General features: G+C 66.0%; 16 protein-coding genes. 13 read left to right on the top strand and 3 right to left on the bottom strand.

All coding sequences use genetic code 11. The features are described from left to right. Positions 1 to 58: 58 nt before the first annotated feature. Together ACZK2R_RS18535 and ACZK2R_RS18530 are read left to right on the top strand one after the other, a co-directional pair. A complete protein-coding gene (locus ACZK2R_RS18535) occupies positions 59 to 4,642 on the top strand; it encodes an ESPR-type extended signal peptide-containing protein (protein ID WP_180838480.1) in 4,584 nt (1,527 codons plus the stop codon). A 69-nt stretch (positions 4,643 to 4,711) separates the two neighbouring features. Continuing rightward, positions 4,712 to 5,455, top strand: coding sequence for a hypothetical protein (locus tag ACZK2R_RS18530; protein ID WP_107432127.1), 744 nt, complete (start codon positions 4,712 to 4,714; stop codon positions 5,453 to 5,455). A gap of 71 nt (positions 5,456 to 5,526) precedes the next feature. Here the strand turns inward: ACZK2R_RS18530 and ACZK2R_RS18525 are convergent, their stop codons facing one another. From ACZK2R_RS18525 to ACZK2R_RS18515, 3 genes are all read right to left on the bottom strand, one after another. Next, complete coding sequence (locus ACZK2R_RS18525) at positions 5,527 to 6,489, bottom strand: IS110 family transposase (RefSeq protein ID WP_478482351.1); 963 nt, start codon at positions 6,487 to 6,489, stop codon at positions 5,527 to 5,529. 449 nt (positions 6,490 to 6,938) lie between these two features. Then, a complete protein-coding gene (locus ACZK2R_RS18520) occupies positions 6,939 to 7,583 on the bottom strand; it encodes a hypothetical protein (RefSeq protein ID WP_010484059.1) in 645 nt (214 codons plus the stop codon). Between the two features lie 454 nt (positions 7,584 to 8,037). Next, a complete protein-coding gene (locus ACZK2R_RS18515; RefSeq protein ID WP_132810710.1) occupies positions 8,038 to 10,461 on the bottom strand; it encodes a penicillin-binding protein 1A in 2,424 nt (807 codons plus the stop codon). A gap of 219 nt (positions 10,462 to 10,680) precedes the next feature. On the opposite strand from ACZK2R_RS18515, the gene ACZK2R_RS18510 reads away from it, so the two are divergent. The 11 genes from ACZK2R_RS18510 to ACZK2R_RS18460 all read left to right on the top strand — a co-directional run bounded on the left by ACZK2R_RS18510 (position 10,681) and on the right by ACZK2R_RS18460 (position 22,946). Continuing rightward, the gene (locus tag ACZK2R_RS18510; protein ID WP_010484061.1) at positions 10,681 to 11,739 is read left to right on the top strand and encodes a pilus assembly protein PilM; all 1,059 of its coding nucleotides are present in this window, start codon (positions 10,681 to 10,683) and stop codon (positions 11,737 to 11,739) included. Next, on the top strand, positions 11,739 to 12,635 hold the full coding sequence (locus tag ACZK2R_RS18505; protein ID WP_180838614.1) for a PilN domain-containing protein: 897 nt from the start codon (positions 11,739 to 11,741) through the stop codon (positions 12,633 to 12,635). The genes ACZK2R_RS18510 and ACZK2R_RS18505 overlap by 1 nt, the downstream gene beginning before the upstream one ends. Then, positions 12,632 to 13,288, top strand: a complete 657-nt coding sequence (locus tag ACZK2R_RS18500; protein ID WP_049400744.1) for a type IV pilus inner membrane component PilO — start codon at positions 12,632 to 12,634, stop codon at positions 13,286 to 13,288. The genes ACZK2R_RS18505 and ACZK2R_RS18500 overlap by 4 nt, the downstream gene beginning before the upstream one ends. Positions 13,289 to 13,314: 26 nt before the next feature. Further along, positions 13,315 to 13,821, top strand: coding sequence for a pilus assembly protein PilP (locus ACZK2R_RS18495; protein ID WP_010484064.1), 507 nt, complete (start codon positions 13,315 to 13,317; stop codon positions 13,819 to 13,821). Between the two features lie 21 nt (positions 13,822 to 13,842). After that, positions 13,843 to 15,816: a type IV pilus secretin PilQ gene (locus ACZK2R_RS18490; protein WP_180838615.1), complete on the top strand. Its 1,974-nt coding sequence runs from the start codon at positions 13,843 to 13,845 to the stop codon at positions 15,814 to 15,816. 172 nt (positions 15,817 to 15,988) lie between these two features. Next, positions 15,989 to 17,014, top strand: coding sequence for an AAA family ATPase (locus tag ACZK2R_RS18485; RefSeq protein ID WP_125894113.1), 1,026 nt, complete (start codon positions 15,989 to 15,991; stop codon positions 17,012 to 17,014). An 8-nt stretch (positions 17,015 to 17,022) separates the two neighbouring features. Further along, positions 17,023 to 17,952 carry a DUF58 domain-containing protein gene (locus ACZK2R_RS18480; RefSeq protein ID WP_049422629.1) on the top strand — a complete coding sequence of 310 codons (930 nt, stop codon included), beginning with the start codon at positions 17,023 to 17,025 and terminating at the stop codon, positions 17,950 to 17,952. Next, a complete protein-coding gene (locus ACZK2R_RS18475) occupies positions 17,949 to 18,398 on the top strand; it encodes a DUF4381 family protein (RefSeq protein ID WP_180838616.1) in 450 nt (149 codons plus the stop codon). Before ACZK2R_RS18480 ends, ACZK2R_RS18475 begins: the two co-directional genes overlap by 4 nt. Further along, positions 18,395 to 19,399 (top strand): vWA domain-containing protein, encoded by a 1,005-nt coding sequence (locus ACZK2R_RS18470; RefSeq protein ID WP_180838617.1) that lies wholly within the window; start codon positions 18,395 to 18,397, stop codon positions 19,397 to 19,399. Before ACZK2R_RS18475 ends, ACZK2R_RS18470 begins: the two co-directional genes overlap by 4 nt. Continuing rightward, positions 19,396 to 21,234, top strand: a complete 1,839-nt coding sequence (locus ACZK2R_RS18465; protein ID WP_180838623.1) for a VWA domain-containing protein — start codon at positions 19,396 to 19,398, stop codon at positions 21,232 to 21,234. Before ACZK2R_RS18470 ends, ACZK2R_RS18465 begins: the two co-directional genes overlap by 4 nt. Continuing rightward, positions 21,231 to 22,946 (top strand): BatD family protein, encoded by a 1,716-nt coding sequence (locus ACZK2R_RS18460; protein ID WP_180838618.1) that lies wholly within the window; start codon positions 21,231 to 21,233, stop codon positions 22,944 to 22,946. Before ACZK2R_RS18465 ends, ACZK2R_RS18460 begins: the two co-directional genes overlap by 4 nt. Positions 22,947 to 22,986: the final 40 nt, after the last annotated feature.

Genomic DNA, 22,986 nt, shown 5'->3' with positions numbered 1-22,986 from the left:
TTTATCGCCCCGCGCAAGCGCGGGGCTTCATTTCCCTTTGTTGTTAAGGAGAACAAGCATGAATCGAATCTATCGACGTATCTGGAGTGTGGCCAAGCAGTGCTGGGTGGTGGGCAGTGAGTTGAGTAGTCCACGTGGGAAATCCTCCCGGACCAAGCCGCGGTTGCTGGTGTTGGTGGCTGCTGCATCGGTGGGAATCTCTGCATCAGCACAAGAGCGCCCGAAGGATGAGTATGAGAGCGGAGAGCCTCAGGAAGAGGTGACTAGGTTCTTGGCCAGCTCTCCCATGATCTCTTCGCTGTTCGCTGCGCAACCACGCAAGATCGTGGTGCAAGGCGCCATCGTGAATGATGCCTACTACAAAGACTCAACCCTCAACGGTGACATGCAGATGATTCTGGGCTCCAGATCCAGCATCAACGGTTGGGGTTCCGTAGTCGTCGGTACCGCGTCGGCGCTGGCAGGGAGGGGAAGCGTGCTTGTCGGAAATGAGGCGATTGCAAAGGGGGACCGAGCTGTGGCGGTTGGGTACAAGGCGGAAGCCGCGGGCGGCTACTCCACAGTGCTCGGTGCGAGTTCGGTTGCGTCGGGTGTTGGTACCACTGCTGTCGGTCACGATGCTCGTGCTTATTCTCAGAACTCCATAGCAGTAGGTAGTGGCGCCCGCACAGTTGAGAGCACGGCTGGTGTTTCACGCATCGCGATTGGCGGGAACGCCTTTGCCGGAACCACCGGGTACTCCGGAGCCATTGCAGTTGGTGGTAACGCGCGTGCGGAGTACAGCGGCGTCGCTCTTGGTCATCATGCGAAGGCGTTGGCCAATGGCTCGGTCGCCATCGGCGCCAATTCCGAAGCAACCGAGGCGAATTCATTTTCAGTGGGGAATACCTCAACCAAGCGACGGATTGTCAACGTGGCAGACGGGCGCTTGAATGCCACCAGCACGGATGCGGTGACCGGAAAGCAGCTGAATTCAACTAACAGTAATGTAACAGCCGCGCGATCGGTCGCTGATTCCGCGAAGGCGAATGCCGATAATGCGTCGGCGAAAGCCAATACGCTCTCTGGACTGCTGAGCCAGACATCCGCCTCGGGCAACGTCCGCGTAGGCGGGAGCAATAGCGGCATCGCGCTGGATGTCCGCAATAGCGGGAACGCCAATCGCAAGATCACGGGGGTGGCAGACGCTACGCTCAGTACGACAAGTACTGAAGCCGTGTCGGGCAAGCAGCTCAATGCCACCAACAGCAATGTCACGGCTGCGCGATCCGTCGCCGATTCCGCGAAGACCAATGCCGACAGTGCGTTGTCGAAAGCCAACACGCTCTCTGGACTGCTGAGCCAGACGTCCGCCTCAGGTAACGTCCGTGTAGGCGGAAGCAACAGCGGCGTCGTACTGGACGTGCGAAATAGCGCAAATGCCAACCGCAAGATCACGGGTGTGGCAGACGCTACGATCAGTGCCACAAGCACTGAGGCTGTGTCAGGCAAGCAGCTGAATGTGACCAACAGCAATGTCACGGCCGCGCGATCTGTCGCTGATTCCGCGAAGTCCAATGCAGACAGTGCGCTGACCAAGGCCAACACTCTCTCCGGGCTTCTGAGCCAAACATCTGCCTCGGGCAATGTCCGTCTGGGTGAAACCAACAGCGGCACCGTACTGGACGTGCGGAACAGCGCCAATGTGAACCGCAAGATCACTGGTGTTGCGGATGCAGTGCTGTCTTCTACCAGCACCGATGCGGTGACTGGCCGGCAGCTCAACACCACCAACAGCAACGTCAGCACCGCGCTGAGTGACGCCAGCGCGGCCAAGACCACCGCGAACACCGCCTTGACCCAGGTGGGAACGCTCAATGGGCTGCTGAGCCAGGCCAGTGCCAGCGGCAATGTCCGGATCGGTGAGAAGAACAGCGGCGCCGTTTTGGATGTGCGCAACAGCGCGAACGCGAATCGGAAGCTGACCGGCGTGGCCGATGGTGTGGTTAGCGCCAGCAGCTATGAGGCCGTCAATGGCAAGCAGCTCAATGCCACCAATGACAAGGTGGCGACGGTGGAGGGCATTGCCAGGTCTGCGGGCACGGACGCTGTCGTGGCAAAGACGGATGCAGCCAAGGCGCTGGCCGAGACAGCAGCGCTGGGTGGGTTGGTGGCGCAGGTATCCGCGACTGGCAGCATACGGCTTGGTGAGAAGAACAGTGGAACTGTGCTGGATGTTCGCAACAGTACCAATGAAAGCCGCAAGATCAGTGGCGTTGCAGACGGGCTGGTGAGTGGCGACAGTGCTGAGGCAATTTCGGGCCGCCAGCTTCATGAGACCAATAGTCGTGTATCGAATCTAGAGAGCTCTGGCCAGTTCCTGAGCATCGGCACAGCACCCATCATCGAGCGCGCTGAAGCAGGCTTGGCTGGTGTAGCACTGGGCAATGCCGCTAAGGCTGGCGCTGATGGCGGAACCGCGGTGGGGACTCGTGCAGTAGCAATGGGAAGAAATTCGGTTGCCGTCGGGCGCGGGTCTACCGTCTTCGAAGGGTCCGACAATGGCTTCGCACTGGGTGCCGGGGCCGAAGTTGGATCGATTGGTGGAGCTGCAAATGGGAGCGTGGCGCTTGGGGCCGGTGCAAAGGTTGGCAGTGGCGCTGATAGCTCGCTGGCATTGGGTCAGGGTGCTGAAGCTAGCGAAGGAGGTGTTGCATCGTTTGGCAATGCGATTCTCCAGCGGCGTTTGGTGAATATCGCTCGCGGCACTGCCGACCACAACGCCACCACTGTCTCCCAGCTCAAGGATTCCCTCGCCACCCTCGGCGGCAGCGCAGGCATGGATGCCAATGGCAACATCATTGCGCCGACCTACACGGTGCAGGGCGGAACGCAGAGCACCGTCGAGGATGCGCTGACGGCACTCGATGGCGCCGTCATCACTGTCGGCCGACGCACGGACAAGGTGGAAGGCCAGCTCAGCTCGATCTTCCAGGATTCACCCTCCGCCCGTGCTGATGGCATGAGCCAGATCGCGCTGAATGGCGTAAACGGCATGGTGCTGACCAATCTTTCCGACGGCCGAGTGGCGCCGGGAAGCCGTGATGCCGTTACGGGCAACCAGCTGTATGCCGCAGAGCAGAAGATCTCGCAGAATCGGAATGATCTGGAGGCGATGCGCAAGGAGCGGGAGATGAGGCAGCAGGCAGTGCGAGAGATGGATGCAAACGGCCCGATCGACTTCGGTGGTGCGCGTTTGACTGGCGTGGCCGATGGCTCCATTTCGGCAGATAGTCGAGATGTAGTTACTGGGCGCCAGTTGTTTGGCGTCAGTGATCGGGTATCCAATATTGAGCATCAAGGACGCTTCCTGAAGATCAATACAGATGAGCTAAGTGAAGATGCGTTTGCTGGCTTCTTGGGCGTGGCAATCGGCGATTCTGCAATGACTGGGGTCGACGGCGGCACGGCACTGGGGGCCTACGCGAGAGCGCTTGGCGATGGCTCTGTCGCTCTTGGTCGTGGCTCGGGCGTTTCTGCCGATGCGCCTGACGGTTTTGCGGTCGGCGTTGGATCTCGAGTGCACTCCGCACAAGGTATTGCGATTGGCCTTGGCTCGGTAGTTGAATCAGGTGCAGCGGGATCTCTGGCTATGGGCGCCGGCTCGGCGGCTACGGAAGTTGGAGTTGTTTCCTTCGGCAACCCGAACATGAAGCGCCGCCTCGTAAACATCGCCAACGGCACCGCCAACCACAACGCTGCCACCGTCGGCCAGCTGCGCGGTGCGCTCTCCGCGCTCGGCGGCGAAGTGGATGCCAACGGCAACATCATTGGTCCGCGCTTCAACGTCCAGGGCCAGACGCAGTCCACGTTGAACGGTGCACTGGAGGCGCTGGATGGTGCGGTCGTCACCAATACCTCGCGTGTGGACAGGGTCGAAACCCAGCTCCGCTCCGTCTTCCAGGACACTCCCTCGGTCCGCGCCGATGGTGTCAACCAGCTCACCCTCGCCGGTGCCAACGGCATGGTCATTTCCAACGTGGCCAACGGCCTGATCGCGGCCGGCAGCCGCGACGCGGTCAACGGCGGTCAGCTGCATTCGATGCAGCAGCAGCTCAACGGCCGCATGGATGGTCTGGAGCAGCGCATCGACGATGCCCCGGTACCGCGTGCGCTGGCGACGTCCTCGGTGCCGAAGCCGCAGGCCGAAGAGACCCCCGTAGTGCCGGAAGGCAAGGACTCCCAGCAGGTCGCCTCCGTAGGCGAGGGCGACAAGCCCACACCACAGCCGAAGGCCAACAAGGACGACTCGCCGAAGCCGCAGGTCGACACCGCTGAACTGGAGAAGATGCTGGCCCGCGCCAACGAGTACACCGATGGGGCGATCAGCAACTTCGAGCGCCGCCTGGACAAGATGGACAAGCGCTTCAACCGCATGGCGGCGATGAGCAGCGCGCAGACGGCGATGGCGATGAACACCGCCGGCCTGGCCGCCTACAACCGCCTTGGTGCGGGCGTGGGTTACAGCGAGGGTGAGTCGGCCATGGCGGTGGGTTACCAGCGCGTGCTCAACGAGAAGGGCTCAGCCACCTTCAGCCTCAATGGGGCGTTCACCAACAGCGGTGAGCGCAGCATGGGCGTCGGCGTAGGCATCGGCTGGTAAGCCATGGAGCCCCGGCGTGACGCGCGTAATCCACCCCGCCGCGCCGGGGTCCTCGCCCAGGAGATGGCGATGTACAGATGGGTAAAGGGAATCATCAGCTATCGCACGTTCTATATCTGGCGGGCGCGCTATCGCTACTACACGCGGAACCTGGATCTGTGGACGCTGATGAGCGGGCTGTGCATCGCCGGTCTGTTGCTGGTGCTGTGGTACATGTGGCGGATGCTGAGCGTGCCGACGCCGCGCGTGCACCCGGAGACAGCGGCGCTGCGCATCGAGGGTGTCACCAGGGAGGCGATCCATCGCATCGTGCTGGTACGCCACGCGGGCAGCACGCCGGGTGCCCCGTTCACTACGCCGGAGGAGGTGCGGGCAAGCACGCTGCGCACGATGCGGGTACGGCAGGTGATGGACAGCGAAGTGGTGTGGCGGCTGAAAGCCGACATGCTGGCGGACATTGCTGACTACATCACGGCCACAGGCGGGTGCTTCCCCTACGATTGCCGGCGGGTGCTGGATCGGCTGGACTACGTGCGCCAGGCCGGTGTGGAGAATGCGCAGATCAACGCGGCGCTGGCGACGATCCTGGAGGTGTCGTTGGACCAGATGCCGTCGTTGGAGGCAGACGAGCATGAGCGGGTGAAGAGTGGTTGGTCGGATGGGTTCAACGACATCTACTACCAGTCCTGGGTGCTGCGGGACCTGCAGGCCATGCACGCGCAGATGATGCGGGAGTATCCGCAGCGTGCCCCCGCACCGTGGTTGCCGCGGCTGCTCAGCGACCCGCTGCGCGATACCCGTTTTGTCTGGTAGCGCGCATGATGGGCATCACCTGCCAGAGCAGGTAACACCGCTTTTGTAGAGTCGAGATCCTATGTTCGCGGTCAAGCCTGCTGGAAGCAGGCTTGACCCACCTTCAGCATGGCCGGATCGAAGTCCTGGCCGCTTTTGAAGACACCCCAGGCGATCCTGGCCAGCTTTCTGGCTAGGATGTTGAAGACGGCGGTGCTGGGGTGACCGCGTTTTGACAGCTCGTCGTAGAGCGGTTGCCCCCGGCGACACCGCTTGAGCCCCATTGCGGCCATGTAGAGCATCTGGCGCAGCACTGGCGCGCCCTGTTTGGACAGCCGACGCCGTCCCGTTCTGCCGCCAGACTCGTTAGGCCGGGGATCCAGGCCGGTGCAGGCGATCCACGCGTTGGCGTTGGCCAACGGCCAGCGCGTCATGTAGTAGATCAGGTGAGCGGCGACGGCAGGGCCGACACCAGGGATGGTCAACAGGCGCTTGTAGAGCGTGCCATGCTCTCCATCGCGACCCAAGCGCTGCAGTTCGCTTTCCAGCTCGGACAGCGTCCCAGCCAGAGCGCAGAACAGATCTGACAGCTCCCCGGGGGCACTTTTGCTTACCCCGAAGGATTGCTCCAGGCGCGCGCGTGTCTTTACCAGCGTCTGCCGCTTGCGCAGCAAATCGTGCATCTGCTGCTGCTCGTCGGTACGCGGTACGTATTCACGCAGGCGATCGTTCTCCTTCTTCACGTACCGGGCGATCGCTTCGGCGTCCATGGCGTCCGTCTTGCCACGCGAGCCCGTCGCCCGGCCGTAGTGCTTGATCAGACGTGGATTGATCACATAGACAACGTGGCCTGCCTGGCCAGCCATCCGAGCCAACAACTCGTAGTACCGCCCCGTCGCCTCCATGCCAATCCGGCATCGCTGGGGCAAGGTGTTGAGCCACTGGGCTATGCCGGCCCGGGTGTTGGCGATCCTGTCGCCGGCCTTGCGGTCGGCCACTGCCGGTACGAACTCCTTGGAGTCCACGTCCACGCCAATATCGAGAGAATCAGACATTTGTACGGCTCCCAGCTATCTTTAAGGGGCTGGGGTGGTACCGCACCGACGTTAGCTTGCCTACATCGACGATCCCCTTTGGGGGCCGTACGATCCTTTATCGACGTTCGTGTGCGGGATGGGGATCGCTCGACTCGTCTGTCGGCTAGTATCCGCAGATGCATGCTTGACGGTCCCTCCACCCTGGCTCCTACATACCGCGTAGGAGCCGGGAGGAACATACAAGCTTGCTCGACTGCTCTCCGCTCAGTCATCGAAATGCACGAAGCACAGTGCGGACCAGCGGTCCGCACCTACCAAACACGGGTGCAGCGCCCCTGTAGAGTCGAGCCATGCTCGACTGCTCTCCGGTCAGCCATCGAAATGCCCGAAGCACAGTGCGGACCAACGGTCCGCACCCACCCAAGGCGAACGCCGCTGCGCTCGCCAGCCATGGACCGGCGCTACCGTCATCCGCCGATGTACGCAGTGATCTCCGCTTCGGCCAGCACCTGCCGCAACTGTGCCACCGACGCGCGTCGCATCGGCTTCTCATCCACCGGTGACAGTGGTGCCTGGCGCAGGGCGTCATACGGCAACACCGCGAGGTCGAAGGTCAGCTCCTCGGCACTGAACACCCACACCGGCACATCCAGGCAGCGTTCGCGGTCCATGCGCAGGCGGCGCGTCCGCGACTCGGCGGGGATGCCGTGTTCGTCCAGGAAGCGGTGCACGGCTTCCGGGTCGTCACTGTGCAAGTGCAGCTGCACGGGGCTGTTGGCGTCGGCGGTGCCGTCCAGCACGGGACCGGCCAGGCGCGGGGAGAAGCCGTGCAGGAACTCCAGCGCGCGCATCGCGGCTTCACGGCGGCGCTGCAGTTCGTTGCCGTGCTGGGGCCCGGAGAACAGCCGCTGGTACTCGCGCAGGGCGTCTTCGATCTCGGTATTGCGGGGCAGGGAGGCATCGTCGTGAATGCCGAGCCGGCTGGCGGCCTTCAACTTGGCCTGGTGGTAGTCGCGGATGCCGCCTTCGGCCATCAGGCGGGCGGCTTCGTGGGCGAGGCGGTGGCGCCGCTCGCGGGTCTGGCTGGCAGCATGCTGACGGGCGCGATGCATGCGATGACTCCCTGTTGCGACCTGGCTACAGACTAGCGCACGGATGTGACATCTGCGTGGGTATGGCGGATGCAACTGCTTTGGTGGGTGCCGACCTTGGTCGGCACGGGGCGCCAACCGAGGTTGGTACCCACCAACGCTTTGGTAGGTGCCGACCTTGGTCGGCACGGGGCGCCAACCAAGGTTGGCAACTACCGGGGCGGCATCGGTGCCAACCGAGGTTGGCACCCACCAACGCTTTGGTAGGTGCCGACCTTGGTCGGCACGGGGAGCCAACCAAGGTTGGCATCTACCAGGGCGGCATCGGTGCCAACCGAGGTTGGCACCCACCAAGGCTTTGGTAGGTGCCGACCTTGGTCGGCACAGGGCGCCAACCAAGGTTGGCAGCTACCAGAGCCGCATCGGTGCCAACCAAGGTTGGCATCTACCAGAGCGGCACCCACCGCACCCTTCCTCAGAAGATATCGAACGCGGCGGCGTCGGCCTGCGGCGTATTGAGGTTCAGGTCGTAGTCGGTCAGGCGGTCCATGTCTTCCACCTTCACCCACTCGGTGGCGCCGTTGAGGGTGGCTTGGACCATGCCGCTGGGCGGGTCGTTCTGCGCGATCGGGGTGTCCTTCAGCGCGGTGCGCATGTAGTCGATCCAGATCGGCAGGGCGGCCTTGCCACCGTATTCGCGGTAGCCCAGCGAACGGAAGTCGTCGCGGCCCACCCACACGGTGGTCACGTACGGGCCGCCGAAGCCGGAGAACCAAGCGTCACGGTGGTCGTTGGTGGAGCCGGTCTTGCCGCCCACGTCCTCGCGGCCGAGCACCTTGGCCTGGGCACCGGTACCGCGCTGGACCACGTCGCGCATCATCGACACCAGCTGGTAGGCGGTGCGGGCGTCGATCGCGCGCGGGGCGGTGCGGGCATCGGGGTTGACCGGCGCGGCCGGGGTTTCGGTCTTGGCTTCGGCCTTGGCGGCAGCAGCCGGGTCCACCTTCGGGGCCGGGGCACCGAAGTTGAAGCCGTCCACCACCTGGTTGACCGGCTGGTCGCTGCTGCCGGCGCAGTCGCGGCAGGCCAGCGCCGGGTTTTCCTTGAACACCAGGTTGCCGTCGCGGTCATTGACCTGGTCGATCAGCCAGGTGTCCACGCGCGAGCCGCCGTTGGCGAACACGGCGTAGCCGCGGGCCACCGACAGCGGGGTCAGCGAGGCGGTACCCAGCGACATCGACAGGTTCGGCGGCAGTTCCGATTCGGCGAAGCCAAACTCGCTGATGTACTTGCGCGCGTAGTCCACGCCCATGCCATCGAGCAGGCGCACCGAGACCAGGTTGCGCGACTGCACCAGCGCTTCACGCAGGCGCATCGGGCCGCGGAAGCCGCCGCCGTCGTTCTGCGGGGCCCAGGTCTTGCCGCGGCGGTCGCGGAACACGACCGGGGCGTCGAGCACGATCGAGGCCGGGTTGTAACCCTTGTCGAAGGCGGCGGCGTAGACGAACGGCTTGAAGCTCGAACCCGGCTGGCGACGGGCCTGGGTGGCGCGGTTGAACTTGTTGCCGGAGAAGCTGAAGCCACCCACCAGCGCCTTCAACGCGCCGTTGTGGGCATCCAGCGAGACCAGTGCGGACTGGCCGCGCGGGATCTGGTCCAGCAGCCACTCACCTTCCTTGGCCCCGGCGCGCACGCGCACGATGTCGCCGCGCTGCACCAGCTTGCCCGGGGTCTTGTTGGTCCACTTGGCGGCGCCGGCCGGCAGCACGATCTCGCTGCGGTTTGCCAGCACCACCGTTGCGCTGCCATCGGCACCGGTGCTGGCGACGATGGCCGGCAGCAGGCCGGCCTGGCCGTACATGCCACGCAGGTGCTCGGCCAGGGCAGCGGCGTCTTCGCCGGCACCCACCTGCACCTGCTTCTCCACGCCGTGCCAGCCGTGGCGGTGGTCGTACAGCAGCAGGCCGTCGCGCACCGACTGGTTGGCGGCGGTCTGCAGGGTGGCATCGATGGTGGTGGTGACGTGGTAACCCTTGTTGACCACATCGCCGCCGAAGCGGGCGATCATTTCCTGGCGCACCAGCTCGGCCACGTAGGGGGCATCGACCTGCACCGGCGGTTCATGCGCGGTGGCGTGCATCGGCACGGCCTTGGCCGCGTCGGCCTCGGCCTGGCTGACGAACTTCAGGTCGGCCATGCGCTGCAGCACGTAGTTGTCGCGGCGCTGGCGGGCACGTTCCGGGTTGGAGATCGGGTTGCCCGAAGACGGGAACTTGGGGATGCCGGCCAGCGAGGCCATTTCATCCAGGTCCAGCTCGTTCAGCTTCTTGCCGTAGTAGAACTCGGCGGCGGCGGCCACCCCGTAGGCGCGGTTGCCGAAGAAACTCTTGTTCAGGTACAGCTCGAAGATCTCGTCCTTGCTCAGCTCGGACTCGATCTTCCGCGCCAGCAGGATCTCGGCCAGCTTGCGGGTGTAGCTGTACTCGGAGCTGAGGAAGAACTGGCGGGCCACCTGCTGGGTGATGGTGGAGCCACCCGGCACGCGCTTGTCGTTGGTGGTGGCCAGCAGCCACACCGCTCGGCCGATGCCCATGTAGTCCACACCGCCATGCTCGTAGAAGCGGGCATCCTCGGTGGCCAGGAACGCCTGCTTCAGGCGCTCGGGCACGTCCTTCATGGTGATGGGGGTACGGCGGGTCTCGCCGAACACCGCCATCAGCTTGCCGTCGGCGGCATAGACGTACATGGGCTCCTGCATTTCCACGTCGCGCAGGGTCTGCACGTCGGGAAGCTTGGAGGACACGGCGTAGTACAGACCGCCCACGGCGGCCGCGCCGATCAGCGCCAGGACCAGGACAATCAGGAAGATCCAGCGCAGCCAGCGGCGGAGTCGAGTCATCGGGTTCAGATTCCGATTGCGAATTTCGTGGTCGCAGAGTATAGATTACGCAAGGTGGCGGCTGGGGTCGGCACCGGGGAGCGCAAGGGGAACAGTCAGGGGCTGCATGGTGAATCCGTGAGGGACTTCACAGCAGGGCCGTTGCCATTTGCTAAGAATACGTTATTAATGCTCGGGCGCAGGTCTTGCGTCCAAGTGCCCGTCGGCAGGGGAGAAACCGTGGGGCTCATCCCAAAAAGTCAGTCGCCGCTTGTAGGCGTCGACATCAGTTCGACTGCGGTAAAGCTTTTGCAGCTGTCCCGCAGTGGCAATCGTTTTCGTGTGGAACATTACGCTGTGGAACCTCTTCCGCCGAATGCGGTGGTGGAGAAGAACATCGTGGAAGTGGAGGCCGTGGGTGAGGCCATCCGCCGCGCGATGAACCGCTCGGGGAGCAAGGCCAAGCTGGCCGCTGCCGCCGTCGCTGGGTCGGCGGTGATCACCAAGGTGATCCCGATGCCGGCCGAGCTCGACGAGAACGACATGGAAGCCCAGATCGAGCTGGAAGCGGTCAACTACATTCCGTACCCGATCGAGGAAGTGAATTTGGACTTCGAGGTGATCGGGGCGATCCCGAACAACCCGGAGATGGTCCAGGTGCTGCTGGCCGCGTCGCGTTCGGAGAACGTGGAACTGCGCCAGTCGGCGCTGGAGCTGGGTGGCCTGCAGGCCAAGGTGATGGACGTGGAGGCCTTCGCGGTCGAGAACGCCTATGCCCTGGTCGCCAGCGAGCTGCCGGTATCCATCGAGGGTGTGGTCGCGCTGGTCGATATCGGTGCCACCATGACCACCCTCAATGTCCTGCGCGGCGGCCGCAGCCTGTACAGCCGCGAACAGGTGTTCGGTGGCAAGCAGCTGACCGACGAGATCATGCGCCGCTACGGCCTGAGCTACGAGGAAGCCGGACTGGCCAAGCGCCAGGGCGGGCTGCCGGAAAGCTACGAGATGGAAGTGCTGGAGCCGTTCAAGGAAGCCACGGTCCAGCAGATCAGCCGCCTGCTGCAGTTCTTCTACGCAGGCAGCGAGTTCAACCGCGTTGATCACATCGTGCTGGCCGGCGGCTGCGCCGTGCTGGGCGGTCTGCCGGAAATGGTCGAGGAACAGCTGGGCGTGCCGACCGTGGTCGCCAACCCGCTGGCGCAGATGACCCTGGGGCCGAAGGTGAACGCGCATGCGCTGGCCCAGGATGCCCCCGCGCTGATGATCGCAACCGGTCTGGCGCTGAGGAGCTTCGACTGATGGCACGCATCAATCTATTGCCCTGGCGCGCCGAGCGGCGCAAGCAACGCCAGCGCGAGTTCTACGCAATGCTGGGCATGGCCGCGATCGGTGGCCTGCTGCTGTCGCTGGTGATCTGGTTCTACTACGACCGCCAGGTGAGCGGCCAGATGGACCGCAACGCCTATCTGGAAGCCGAGATCGAGAAGGTCAAGGAACAGAACAAGGAGATCGACCGCCTCGACGCGCAGAAGGAACGCCTGCTGGCCCGCAAGAAGGTGATCGAGGAACTGCAGGCCAAGCGCTCGCAGATGGTGCACCTGTTCGATGCGCTGGTGCGCACGATTCCCGATGGCCTGGTGCTGACCGCGCTGAAGCAGGAAGGCGACGTGCTGACCCTGGAAGGCCGTACCCAGTCCAATGCCCGTGTTTCGGCGTACATGCGCAACCTGGAGACCTCCGGTTGGATGACCAACCCGGAACTGTCGATCATCGAAGCGCGTGATCCCGAGAAGGACAAGGACGGCAAGGTGGGCCCGCTGGCCGACATCAAGGCGCTGCCCTATGTGTTCGTGGTCAAGGTGAAGCTGCCGGCACAGAGTGAGGAAGTGGCTGGTACGCCAGGCCTCAACGCCGATGGTTCGGTGGCAACGCCGGCTCCGCCCGCAGTGGCACCGCTTGCAGCCGGCCCGGATGCAGCGGCACCTGCTGCACCGGCCGCCGGCCAGCCCGCTGCTGCACCGGCTGCACCCGCACCCGCCGCCGCGCCGGTCAACACACCTGCTGCCACCCCGGCCCCGGCCACGCCGAACCAACCGGCAGCCCCGGCTGCAAAGCCTGCGCCGAAGCCCGAGGGCAGCCGCCTGGCGCAGCCGCCGCAGGCCTTCAACGCCCCGCTGCAGGGGGATCGCGCATGAGCCAGAAAATCGATCTGAAGAACCTGGATTTCAACGACATCGGCAACTGGCCGCAGAAGGCCAAGATCGTCTTCTGCTCGCTGTTGGCGCTGGTGATCATGTTCGTGGCGTGGATGCTGCTGATCAGTGGCAAGCGCGAGGAACTTGCCGGCCTGGAATCGAAGGAAGTCGAGCTGCGTTCGGAGTTCACCAAGCAGCAGGAGCGTGCGGTGAACCTGGCGCCGCTGAAGCAGCAGCTGGCACAGATGGAACAGGTGCTGCAGCAGATGCTGCGGCAGCTGCCCAGCAAGACCGAAATGCCGGACCTGATCATCGACATCTCGCAGACCGCGCTGTCCAGCGGCCTGACCAACGAGCTGTTCGAGCCGGAACAGGAGCAGGTCAAGGAGTTCTACGCCGAGAAGCCGATCAAGCTGCGCATGGTGGGCAGTTACCACCAGTTCGGTGCCTTCGTCAGTGGCGTGGCGTCGCTGCCGCGCGTGGTCATCCTGACCATGCACGACATCAACCTCAAGCCCAAGGACAAGACCAGCGGCAACGCCCGCAGTGGTGCGCTGGAGCTGTCCGGCACGGTCAAGACCTACCGCTATCTGGATGAGACCGAGGTGCAGGCACAGCAGGCGGCTGACGCCGGCAAGGAGGAGAAGAAGTGATCCGTTCCCTCTTTGCGCGTTGTGGGATGGCTGCCGTCGTGCTGATGCTGGCCGCGTGCGGCCGCGATGTGACCAGCACGCCGGGTGATGCACCGAATCTTGAAAAGTGGGTGGAAGGCGAGCGTGCGCGACCGGCACAGCCGCTGGAGCCGCTGCCGGTGATGCAGCAGTTCGAAACCTTCGAATACTCCGCACAGGGTCTGCGCGATCCGTTCACCGATGCCTGGACCAATCCGCAGCAGGGGAATGGCGGATTGCGTCCGGATCCGAACCGGCGCAAGGAGCCGCTGGAAGGCTTCCCGCTGGACGCACTGGACATGGTCGGCACCATCGGCACCGGAGCCGCCACCGTGGCGCTGGTGATGGGGCCGGACAAGGTGACCTACCGGGTACGCCCGGGCGGCTACCTGGGGCAGAGCGACGGGCGGGTCACGGCGGTCTTCGAAGACCACGTGGAGCTGATCGAACTGGTGCCGGATGGCGCGGGTGGCTGGCTGGAACGGCCGGCAACGCTCTCGCTTGAAGATCAATGATCGTTTACTGGGGATAGCACGATGACCTTTCACCAAGCCAAGGGGCTGCGTCCCATCCGGCGCTCTACCTTGAACCGTGTCAGCGCGTTGGGAGTCGCGCTGATGCTGGCCTGCGCTCCGGCGCTGGCCGCCGCACCGGCGGAAAAGCCGGTGGGCGCCACCGTGGCACCGGCGGCAGCGCCGGCCGGCCTGTCGGTGGCCAAAATCGATTTCAAGCGCGGCGATGATGGCGCCGGGCGCCTGATCGTCCAGTTCGACGGCCAGGGCGCGGTTCCGGACCTGCGTACGCAGGGCAACAGCGTGGTGGTCGATGTCGGTAACGCCCGACTGCCGGCCAACCTGCAGAAGCCGATGAACGTCATCGACTTCGCCACGCCGGTGCAGCGCATCGACGCCAAGCCGTCCGGTGCCGGTACCCAGCTGGTGCTGAGCACCGGTGGCGCGGTGGAGTCGCTGGCCTACCAGAGTGGCAACGAGTACGTGGTGGAGATCAGCCCGCGGCAGGCGCCGGCCGCCGTCGGTGCAGTCACCGCCGGCAGCGTCACCCAGGCTGCCAAGGCCGTCGGCCAGCGTGGTTTCACCGGCAAGCCGGTGACCTTCAACTTCCAGGACGTGCCGGTGCGCACCGTGCTGCAGCTGATCGCCGAGGAATCCAATCTCAACGTGGTGGCCTCCGATTCGGTGCAGGGCAATGTGACCCTGCGCCTGGTCAACGTGCCGTGGGACCAGGCGCTGGACATCGTGCTGCGTGCCAAGGGCCTGGACAAGCGTCGCGATGGCAGCGTGATCTGGGTCGCTCCGCAGGCTGAGCTGGCCAAGTTCGAGCAGGAGAAGGAAGACGCGCGCATCGCCATCGAGAACCGCGAAGACCTGGTCACCGATTACGTCCAGATCAACTACCACAGCGCCACGCAGATCTTCAAAGCGCTGACCGAGGCCAAGGGCATCGGTGGCGGCAGTGGTGGCGGCAATGGCGGTGGTGGCGGCTCGTCGCAGGAGGAGAGTGGCTTCCTGTCCGGGCGGGGCCGCATCGTCGCCGACGAGCGCACCAACACGCTGATGATCAGCGACATTCCGAAGAAGATCGCGCGCATGCGTGAGCTGATCAGTGTGATCGACCGCCCGGTCGACCAGGTGCTGATCGAAAGCCGCATCGTCATCGCGACCGACACCTTCGCCCGCGAGCTGGGTGCGAAGTTCGGCATCAGCGGCAGCCGCGACAACGTGTACTTCAGCGGCAGCCTCGCTGCCAACGAGGAAACCCGCAAGTCGCAGGTCGATACCGCACTGGCCAACGCCAAGGCGGTCCGTGAGTGGCAGGCCGGTGGCAGCGTCGGCCCGGCGCCGATTCCCAGCGGCCCGACCATCAAGCGTGGCCTGAACTGGAACCTGCCGGTGGCTACGGCCAGCAATCCGGGTTCGCTGGCGCTGTCGATCCTCAACGCAGGCTACCTGCTGGACGTGGAGCTGTCGGCCATGCAGGAAGAATCGCGGGGTGAGGTGATCTCCAACCCGCGCGTGGTCACCACCAACCAGCGCGAGGCGATGATCAAGCAGGGCAAGGAAATCGGCTACGTCACCATCAGCGGCACCGGTGCTGCCGGTGGCGCCGGTTCCACCCCGAACGTGCAGTTCAAGGAAGTGGTGCTGGAACTGCGGGTGACCCCGACCATCACCAACGACAACCGCGTGTTCCTCAACATGCAGGTGAAGAAGGACGAAGTTGACCGCCTGATCGAACTGCAGGGCTACGGCACGGTACCGTCGATCAACCGCCGTGAGGTCAACACCGCGGTGCTGGTCGAGGATGGGCAGACCGTGGTCATCGGTGGTGTGTACGAGTTCACCGACCGCAGCAGCATCAGCAAGGTGCCGTTCCTGGGCGACGTGCCGTTCCTGGGCAACCTGTTCAAGAAGCGCGGCCGCAACAAGGACAAGGCCGAGCTGCTGGTGTTCGTGACCCCGAAGGTGCTGCGCGTGGCCAAGCAGAACTGAGCCCGCGCCTCCGCGAAACGCAGAAGGGCCGCCCTGCGCGGCCCTTCTGCGTTTCCGCCAGTAGATCCACGCCATGCGTGGATGGGTCGTTCAGCCGTTCTTGATGCCATTCGCAGGGCACCCTGCGATGATGTCGGGAACCCGTGCCGTCCCGCGCCGGTCAAAGGCCCCCATGAACCTGCCACCGCCGATGCCCGAAACCGTCTCGCCGCCGTCCGCGCCGGCCACTTCCCGCCTGCATGCCACTTTCAGCCAGCTGCGCGACGCATTGTCGGCCGAGATCGTCGGCCAGGCCGCGCTGGTCGAACGCCTGCTGATCGCGCTGCTGGCCGATGGCCACCTGCTGGTGGAAGGCGCTCCGGGCCTGGCCAAGACCACGGCGATCCGCGCGCTGGCCTCGCGCCTGGAGGCCGACTTCGCCCGCGTGCAGTTCACCCCGGACCTGCTGCCGGCCGACCTGACCGGCACCGAAATCTGGCGCCCGCAGGAAGGGCGCTTCGAATTCGTACCCGGCCCGATCTTCCATCCGATCCTGCTGGCCGACGAAATCAACCGCGCGCCGGCCAAGGTGCAGTCGGCACTGCTGGAAGCGATGGGCGAGCGCCAGGTCACCGTGGGCCGCCACACCTACGCGCTGCCGCCGCTGTTCCTGGTGATGGCCACGCAGAACCCGATCGAGCAGGAAGGCACCTTCCCGCTGCCGGAAGCGCAGTTGGACCGTTTCCTGATGCATGTGCGCATCGGCTACCCGGACCAGGCCGCCGAATCGGAGATCCTGCGCCTGGCTCGCGAGCGCGCCCGTGGTGCGTTGGGCGAAGCCGCACAAGCGCCGGAAAAGCTGCCGATGCAGGATGTGTTCGATGCCCGCCGCGAAGTGCTGGACCTGCACATGGCGCCGGCGCTGGAACGCTACCTGATCGAGCTGGTGCTGGCCTCGCGTGATCCGTCGCGCTATGACGCTGGCCTTGGCCGCCGCATTGCATGGGGCGCCAGCCCGCGCGGTTCCATCGCGCTGGAACGCTGCGCGCGCGCGCGCGCCTGGCTGGCCGGCCGCGATTTCGTCACCCCCGATGACGTGCGTGCGGTTGCTGCCGACGTGCTGCGCCATCGCGTGCTGCCCAGCTACGAAGCCACCGCTGAAGGCTGGGATGGTGAGCGCCTGGTGCAGGAGCTGCTGGCCCGGGTGCCGGCACCCTGAGCCTGCGCATGACCGATCCATCCCTGCACCACGCCTCCTCCGTCAGTGACGGTGACGGGCTGCGCCCGCAACTGTCCGAACTGGTGGCGCTGCGCCGCCTTGCACAGCGACCGCCGCCGCCACGCCGTGGCCGCGCCGGCAACGCCGGGCAGGCGCCGTCGCCGCTGCGCGGGCGTGGCATGGAATATGCCGAGTCACGCGAGTACGTGGCCGGTGATGATGCACGGCATATCGACTGGCGGGTGACCGCGCGTACCGGACGTGCCCACACCAAGCTGTTCCAGGCCGAGCGCGAGCGGGTCAGCCTGATCGTGGCCGATACCTCGCCGGCCCTGTACTTCGGCACCCGCGTGCGCTTCAAATCGGTGCAGGCTGCACGCGCGGGCGCCGTCGCCGCGTGGTCGGCGCAGCGTCGTGGCGATCGCATCGGCGCCCTGCGTGGCAGCGACCGTGAACCACCGATTGCACCGGCAGGCGGCCCGCGCGGCGTATTGCGCGTGCTGGACGCGCTCACCCGCTGGTATGCGCAGCCCCCGGCCGATGACCTTGGCCTGGAACGTGCGCTGGACCATGCCGGTCGCGTCCTGCGCCCGGGTGCACGTGTGCTGGTGCTGGCCGATCCGCAGCAGGCCATCCGTATTCCGCCGGCGCGCTGGAGTGCGCTGGCCCAGCACCACGACCTCAGTCTGGTGCTGCTGGTGGATCCATTGGAACTGCAGCCTCCGTCAGCCGCGCTGCAGTTCCAGACCCTGCAGCAGCGCATCGGCCTCGACCTGCGCCGCAGCGAGGTCCAGGCCCATTGGCAGGCGCATTTCGTTGAACCGCTGCAGGACCTGCGGCGCCAGCTGGGAGCGCGCCGCGTCGATGTGCAGGTGCTGTCCACCGACGCGCCCAGTGATGCCTGGCTGGCGCCATCCCCGACCGAGGTGCCGGCATGAGCGCGAACCTGCCGCTGCGCGATGTGCAGGTGCCACCCGCTCCATCATGGTGGCCGCCGGCACCGGGCTATCTGATGATCGGCGGCGTGGTGCTGCTGTTGCTGGTGGTGGCGGCCTTCTTCTGGTGGCGGCGTCGCCGTCGCCGCCAACGCTGGTTGCAGCTGTTCGATCAGGAGCTGGCATCCACCGCCGATGCTGCTGCGGAACTGGCGGCGATCGCAGGACTGCTGCGTCGCGCCGCACGCCAGGCGCAGCCCGGCAGTGAATCCCTGCGCGATGACGCCTGGTGGCAGCGCGTGGATCCGAAAGGCACGCTGCCCGCGGCACGTCGCAGTCTGCTGGCGGAAGGCGCCTATCGTCCACGGGTGGACGCCAACGATGTGGCGGCGCTGCGCAGCTGGGCGCGCGAGCGCTATCTGGCCATGCTGCTGGAGCGGCGCCGATGAATCTGCTGGCAAGTTACTGGCCATGGCCGGACCTGCAGCTGGCGTGGCCGTTGGCCCTGCTGGCGCTGCCGTTGCCGTTGCTGATGCGCTGGTGGAAGCGTCGTGCCGATCCCGGCGCTGCGCTGCGGGTGCCCTATGCGGCGACGGAACTGGAAGCGCTGTCCGGTGGCGGCCGCGTTGACGTGTCGTGGCTGCGCACGCTGCTGTTGTGGCTGGGTTGGTGCGCGCTGTGCGTCGCACTGGCTCGCCCGCAACAGTTGGGTGAAGCGATCACGCCGCCGCAGGAGGGCCGGCAGATGATGCTGGCGATGGACGTGTCCGGCAGCATGGGCGAGGGCGACATGGTGCTGGGCGGGCAGGCGGTGGATCGCCTGACCGCGGCCAAGGCCGTGCTGGCCGATTTCCTTGATCGTCGTGCCGGTGATCGCATCGGCCTGCTGATCTTCGGCGACCGCGCCTACACGCTGACGCCGCTTACGGCCGATCTGGCCAGCGTGCGCGACCAGCTGCGCGACAGCGTGGTCGGCCTGGCCGGGCGCGAGACCGCCATCGGTGATGCCATCGGCCTGGCGGTGAAGCGCCTGCGCAGCCAGCCTGAAGGCCAGCGCGTGCTGATTCTGTTGACCGACGGCGTCAGCAATGCCGGCGTGCTGGAACCGCTGCGTGCCGCCGAAGTCGCGCGTGCCGAAGGCGTGCGTATCCACACCGTCGCCTTTGGCGGCGATGGCAGCATGCGCCTGTTCGGCATTCCCATTTCCGCCGACCAGGATCCGGTCGACGAGGCTACCTTGAAGAAGATCGCGAGCATGACCGGCGGCCAGTTCTTCCGCGCCCGCGACACTGCACAGCTGGCCGGCATCTACGCCGAACTGGACCGGCTGGAGCCGATCGCCGCGAAGGGGCCAAGCCTGCGACCGCGCGAGGAACGCTATGCATGGCCGCTGAGCCTGGCCTTGCTGCTGGGCGCATTGGCCTGGCTGTGGCCGGAGCGCCGTCGATGATCGCGTTGGCTTCGAATCTTCCTGACTGGAACGCGCTGCACTTCCTGCGCTCGGAATGGCTGTGGGCGTTGCTGGCGCTGCCGCTGATCATCGTGGTGGCGTTGTATCGGCAGCGGCGCAGCGATGTGTGGCGAACAGCGGTGGATGCCCACCTGTTGCCGCATCTGCTGGCTGCGGGCACGCGCCGCCGTGCACGCCTGCCCTGGGCCGTGCTGCTGGGCTGGACCCTGGCAGCGCTGGCCATGGCCGGGCCGAGTTGGCGGCAGCAGGCACAACCGATGTTCCAGGCCAGCGCACCGCTGCTGGTCGTGCTGGATCTGTCCAGCCGGATCAATGCCACCGATCTGCCGCCGTCGCGCCTGCTGCAGGCTCGGGCGAAAGTGGGCGAGCTGCTGCGTGCCCGCCAGGGTGGCCAGGTGGGCCTGGTGGTCTATGCCGAGGATGCCTACACCGTGGCACCGCTGACCGATGACGGCAGCAACGTCGCGCTGTATCTGGACGCGCTGTCGCCGGATGTGATGCCGCGCGACGGACAACGCGCCGACCGTGGCATCGACTGGGCGACGCGGTTGATGCGCCAGATCGGGGCATTGCGGGGGCAGATCCTGCTGGTCAGCGATCAGGCGGATGATGAAGCGGCACTGGCCGCAGCGCAGGCGCGCAGCCTCGGCATGCAGGTGTCGGTACTGGGGCTGGGCACATCTGCCGGTGCGGCGTACCGGGATGGCACTGGGCAGATCCGCCAGGCCGCGCTGGATGAAGGCAGCCTGCGTGCGGTGGCGACCGCAGGCGGAGGCCGCTATGCCCGCATCGCCACCGATGACAGTGACCTGCGTGCGCTGGGCGTACTTGATGCACGCGAAGGTACTGCAGCGCAGCGGCCCGGCGAGGGCAAGCAATGGCGTGATGAAGGGTTCTGGCTGCTGCCACCGGTGATGCTGCTGGCGCTGCTCGCTTTCCGTCGCCGCGCGCTGCTGGCGGCGGTGCTGGCGGTGGGCCTGCTGCCATGGATGAGTGATGTGCAGGCGCAGGCGCCTGCGGTGCCGGCCGCACCGCCGGCGCAGGGCACGCTGTGGAAGCGCGCCGACCAGGTGCAGCACCAGCGTCTGGCCGAAGGTGCGCAGGCTTACCGCAACGGTGATTTCGCCAGTGCCCGCAAGCAGTTCGAGGGGATCGACAGCGATGCGGGCTGGTACAACCTGGCCAATACACTGGCCCGCGAGGGCAACTACGACGAAGCCATTGCCGCCTACGACCGCGCGCTGGCACTGCATCCCGGCATGGCCGATGCGGTCGCCAACCGTGCCGTGGTCGATGCCGCGCGCAAGCGCAAGCAGTCGGGTGGCAAAGGCCAGGATCAGCAGAAGCCACCGCAGAACGGGCAGCAGAAGCAGCAGAACGATTCACAGGGCCAGCAGAATCCGCAGGGCCAGCAGCCGCAGCAGGGCCAGCAGAATCCCGGTCAGGGACAGCCGCAGTCGGGTCAGCAGGGCCAGCCCAATCCCGGTGACGACAAGAACCAGTCGAGCCCGCAGCCCGGCGAGCGCGGCCGCGATGGACAGCAGGCGCCACCACAGGTGGAGGATGCCAAAGCGCAGGCCCAGGCTGATGAGCAGCAGCGCCAGCGCATGCAGCAGGCCATGCAGCAGGCACGTGAGGGCAAAGGCGATCAGGATGGCAAGCCCGTGCCAGGCAGCGACGGCACCACCCCACGCCAACGCGAGGAGCAGCAGGCGGTGGAGGCGTGGATGCGGCGCGTGCCGGATGATCCAGGCGCATTGCTGCGGGCCAAGTTCCAGCTGGAAAACGAACGCAGGAAGAGGGAAGGGCGATGACGCGGGCGATCAACATGCACGGGCACTGGCCCCGACAGGTACTGGCGGCACTGCTGCTGTGGCTGCCGCTGCTGGCCTGGGCGCAGCCGCGTGCGTGGCTGGACCGCGACCGCATCGCGATGGGCGACACGGTCACGCTCAATGTCGAGAGCGACCAGGGCGCCCCTGACTTCACACCGTTGCGCACCGACTTCGACCTCAGCGGGCAGACCAGCAGCCGCCAGGTAGCGTGGAGCAATGGCAGCATGCAGCAGCGCAATCTGTATGGCGTGGCACTCACGCCACGGCGTAGCGGTGCACTGGTGGTGCCGGGCCTGCAGGTGGGCAGCGTACGTACCGCACCGTTGACCCTGCAGGTGGATGCCGCTGCCGTGGCAGGTCCCGACAGCAATGCGGTGGCGTTCATCGAAACCGCTGTCGATGACGAGACACCGTATGTGCAGCAGAGCGTAGGCGTGGTGGTGCGGTTGTATTTCGCTTCGCAGCTGGCCTCCGGCGAACTGGTGCTGGATACACCGGCCGGCGCGTCGTTGCAGCGGGTGGGCGATGACCGCACCGATGTGCGACAGGTCAACGGCCGCCGCTACAACGTGGTCGAGCGGCGCTTCCTGCTGATCCCCGAGCGCAGCGGTGCACTTCGGCTGGCCGGTGCGCGCTTCAGCGGGCGCAGTGCCGGTGGCTTCTTCGACGATTTCTTCGGCGGCGGCGACGGGCGCATGAATGCCACTGGCGCGGACCGCACGTTGCAGGTGCAGGCGCAACCGGCACAGGCGCCGCAGCCATGGCTGCCGCTGCAGGGCCTGCAGCTGCGCTACACCAGTGCACCGACCAGCGCCCGTACCGGCGAGGCGGCCAACGTGGTGGTGGAGGCGATTGCCGAAGGCGCTACCCGCGCGCAGTTCACCGATCTGCCGGTGCCCGACCTCGGCAACGCCGCGCAGGTGTTCGCAGAACCTGCGCAGTACGAAGAGACCTTCAATGGCAGTACGCCGCGGCTGAAGATCACCCGCCGCTATTCGATCGTGCCGCGCCAGCCGGGTTCGCTGGTGGTGCCGGGGCCGCGCCTGCCGTGGTGGGACGTGCGCAATGGCAAGGCACAGGAAGCGAAGCTGCCGGACCTGACGCTGGCCGTGGTGGCCGGTAGCGGGGCTGGCAGTGCGTCACCTGCACCGCTGCCGCCGATCGACACCGATGCGGCGCTGCCGGATGGCGATGGCCAGGACAGCCGTATCGCGGCGACCGATCCGCGCGCCAGTGGTTTGTCCGAGCGTCCGTGGCCGTGGATGGGCGCCGCCATCGGCCTGGCGTTGCTGTGGCTGTTGACGCTGTTGTGGGGCTGGCAGCGAGGCCGTCGCCCGCGCGTGGCGGCACCCGTGGCGGCCAAGGGCGCTGTGCCGGCTGTGGCGACTGGACGTGCCGGCGTGGCCGAACTGCGCCGCGCGTTGGATGGTGAAGGGTTTGATCAGGTGGAAGCGCAGCTGTGTGCGATGGCCGGTGTCGAACGTATCGAGCAGGTCATCGCGCGGCTTGAGGATGCCGCCCAGCGCCAGGTGCTGCAGGACCTGCAGCAGGCGCGCTGGGGTGGGCAGGGCGACCTGGCGTCGCTGCGTGCGCGCTTGCGCGAGGCCTTCCGTGACGGACCGCACTGGTCGGCGGCTGCCGGCACCGCTGACACTGGCCTGGCGCCGCTGTATCCGCCGCGGCGAACCTGAACCGGCGCCGCTTGCGCGCTTTGTTAGAGTGCATTCATTT

It is taken from the genome of Stenotrophomonas sp. 96582_Sma, from assembly GCF_056480905.1.
The sequence above is the reverse complement of the archived record's forward strand: the minus strand, read 5'-3'. Positions and strand labels throughout refer to the sequence as shown.

Excerpts from the sequence above, each read along its gene's own strand:
- ACZK2R_RS18535 (WP_180838480.1), top strand. The coding sequence starts at position 59 with ATGAATCGAATCTATCGACGTATCTGGAGTGTGGCCAAGCAGTGCTGG.
- ACZK2R_RS18530 (WP_107432127.1), top strand. The coding sequence starts at position 4,712 with ATGTACAGATGGGTAAAGGGAATCATCAGCTATCGCACGTTCTATATC.
- ACZK2R_RS18525 (WP_478482351.1), bottom strand. The coding sequence starts at position 6,489 with ATGTCTGATTCTCTCGATATTGGCGTGGACGTGGACTCCAAGGAGTTC.
- ACZK2R_RS18520 (WP_010484059.1), bottom strand. The coding sequence starts at position 7,583 with ATGCATCGCGCCCGTCAGCATGCTGCCAGCCAGACCCGCGAGCGGCGC.
- ACZK2R_RS18515 (WP_132810710.1), bottom strand. The coding sequence starts at position 10,461 with ATGACTCGACTCCGCCGCTGGCTGCGCTGGATCTTCCTGATTGTCCTG.
- ACZK2R_RS18505 (WP_180838614.1), top strand. The coding sequence starts at position 11,739 with ATGGCACGCATCAATCTATTGCCCTGGCGCGCCGAGCGGCGCAAGCAA.
- ACZK2R_RS18500 (WP_049400744.1), top strand. The coding sequence starts at position 12,632 with ATGAGCCAGAAAATCGATCTGAAGAACCTGGATTTCAACGACATCGGC.
- ACZK2R_RS18495 (WP_010484064.1), top strand. The coding sequence starts at position 13,315 with ATGGCTGCCGTCGTGCTGATGCTGGCCGCGTGCGGCCGCGATGTGACC.
- ACZK2R_RS18490 (WP_180838615.1), top strand. The coding sequence starts at position 13,843 with ATGACCTTTCACCAAGCCAAGGGGCTGCGTCCCATCCGGCGCTCTACC.
- ACZK2R_RS18485 (WP_125894113.1), top strand. The coding sequence starts at position 15,989 with ATGAACCTGCCACCGCCGATGCCCGAAACCGTCTCGCCGCCGTCCGCG.
- ACZK2R_RS18480 (WP_049422629.1), top strand. The coding sequence starts at position 17,023 with ATGACCGATCCATCCCTGCACCACGCCTCCTCCGTCAGTGACGGTGAC.
- ACZK2R_RS18475 (WP_180838616.1), top strand. The coding sequence starts at position 17,949 with ATGAGCGCGAACCTGCCGCTGCGCGATGTGCAGGTGCCACCCGCTCCA.
- ACZK2R_RS18470 (WP_180838617.1), top strand. The coding sequence starts at position 18,395 with ATGAATCTGCTGGCAAGTTACTGGCCATGGCCGGACCTGCAGCTGGCG.
- ACZK2R_RS18465 (WP_180838623.1), top strand. The coding sequence starts at position 19,396 with ATGATCGCGTTGGCTTCGAATCTTCCTGACTGGAACGCGCTGCACTTC.
- ACZK2R_RS18460 (WP_180838618.1), top strand. The coding sequence starts at position 21,231 with ATGACGCGGGCGATCAACATGCACGGGCACTGGCCCCGACAGGTACTG.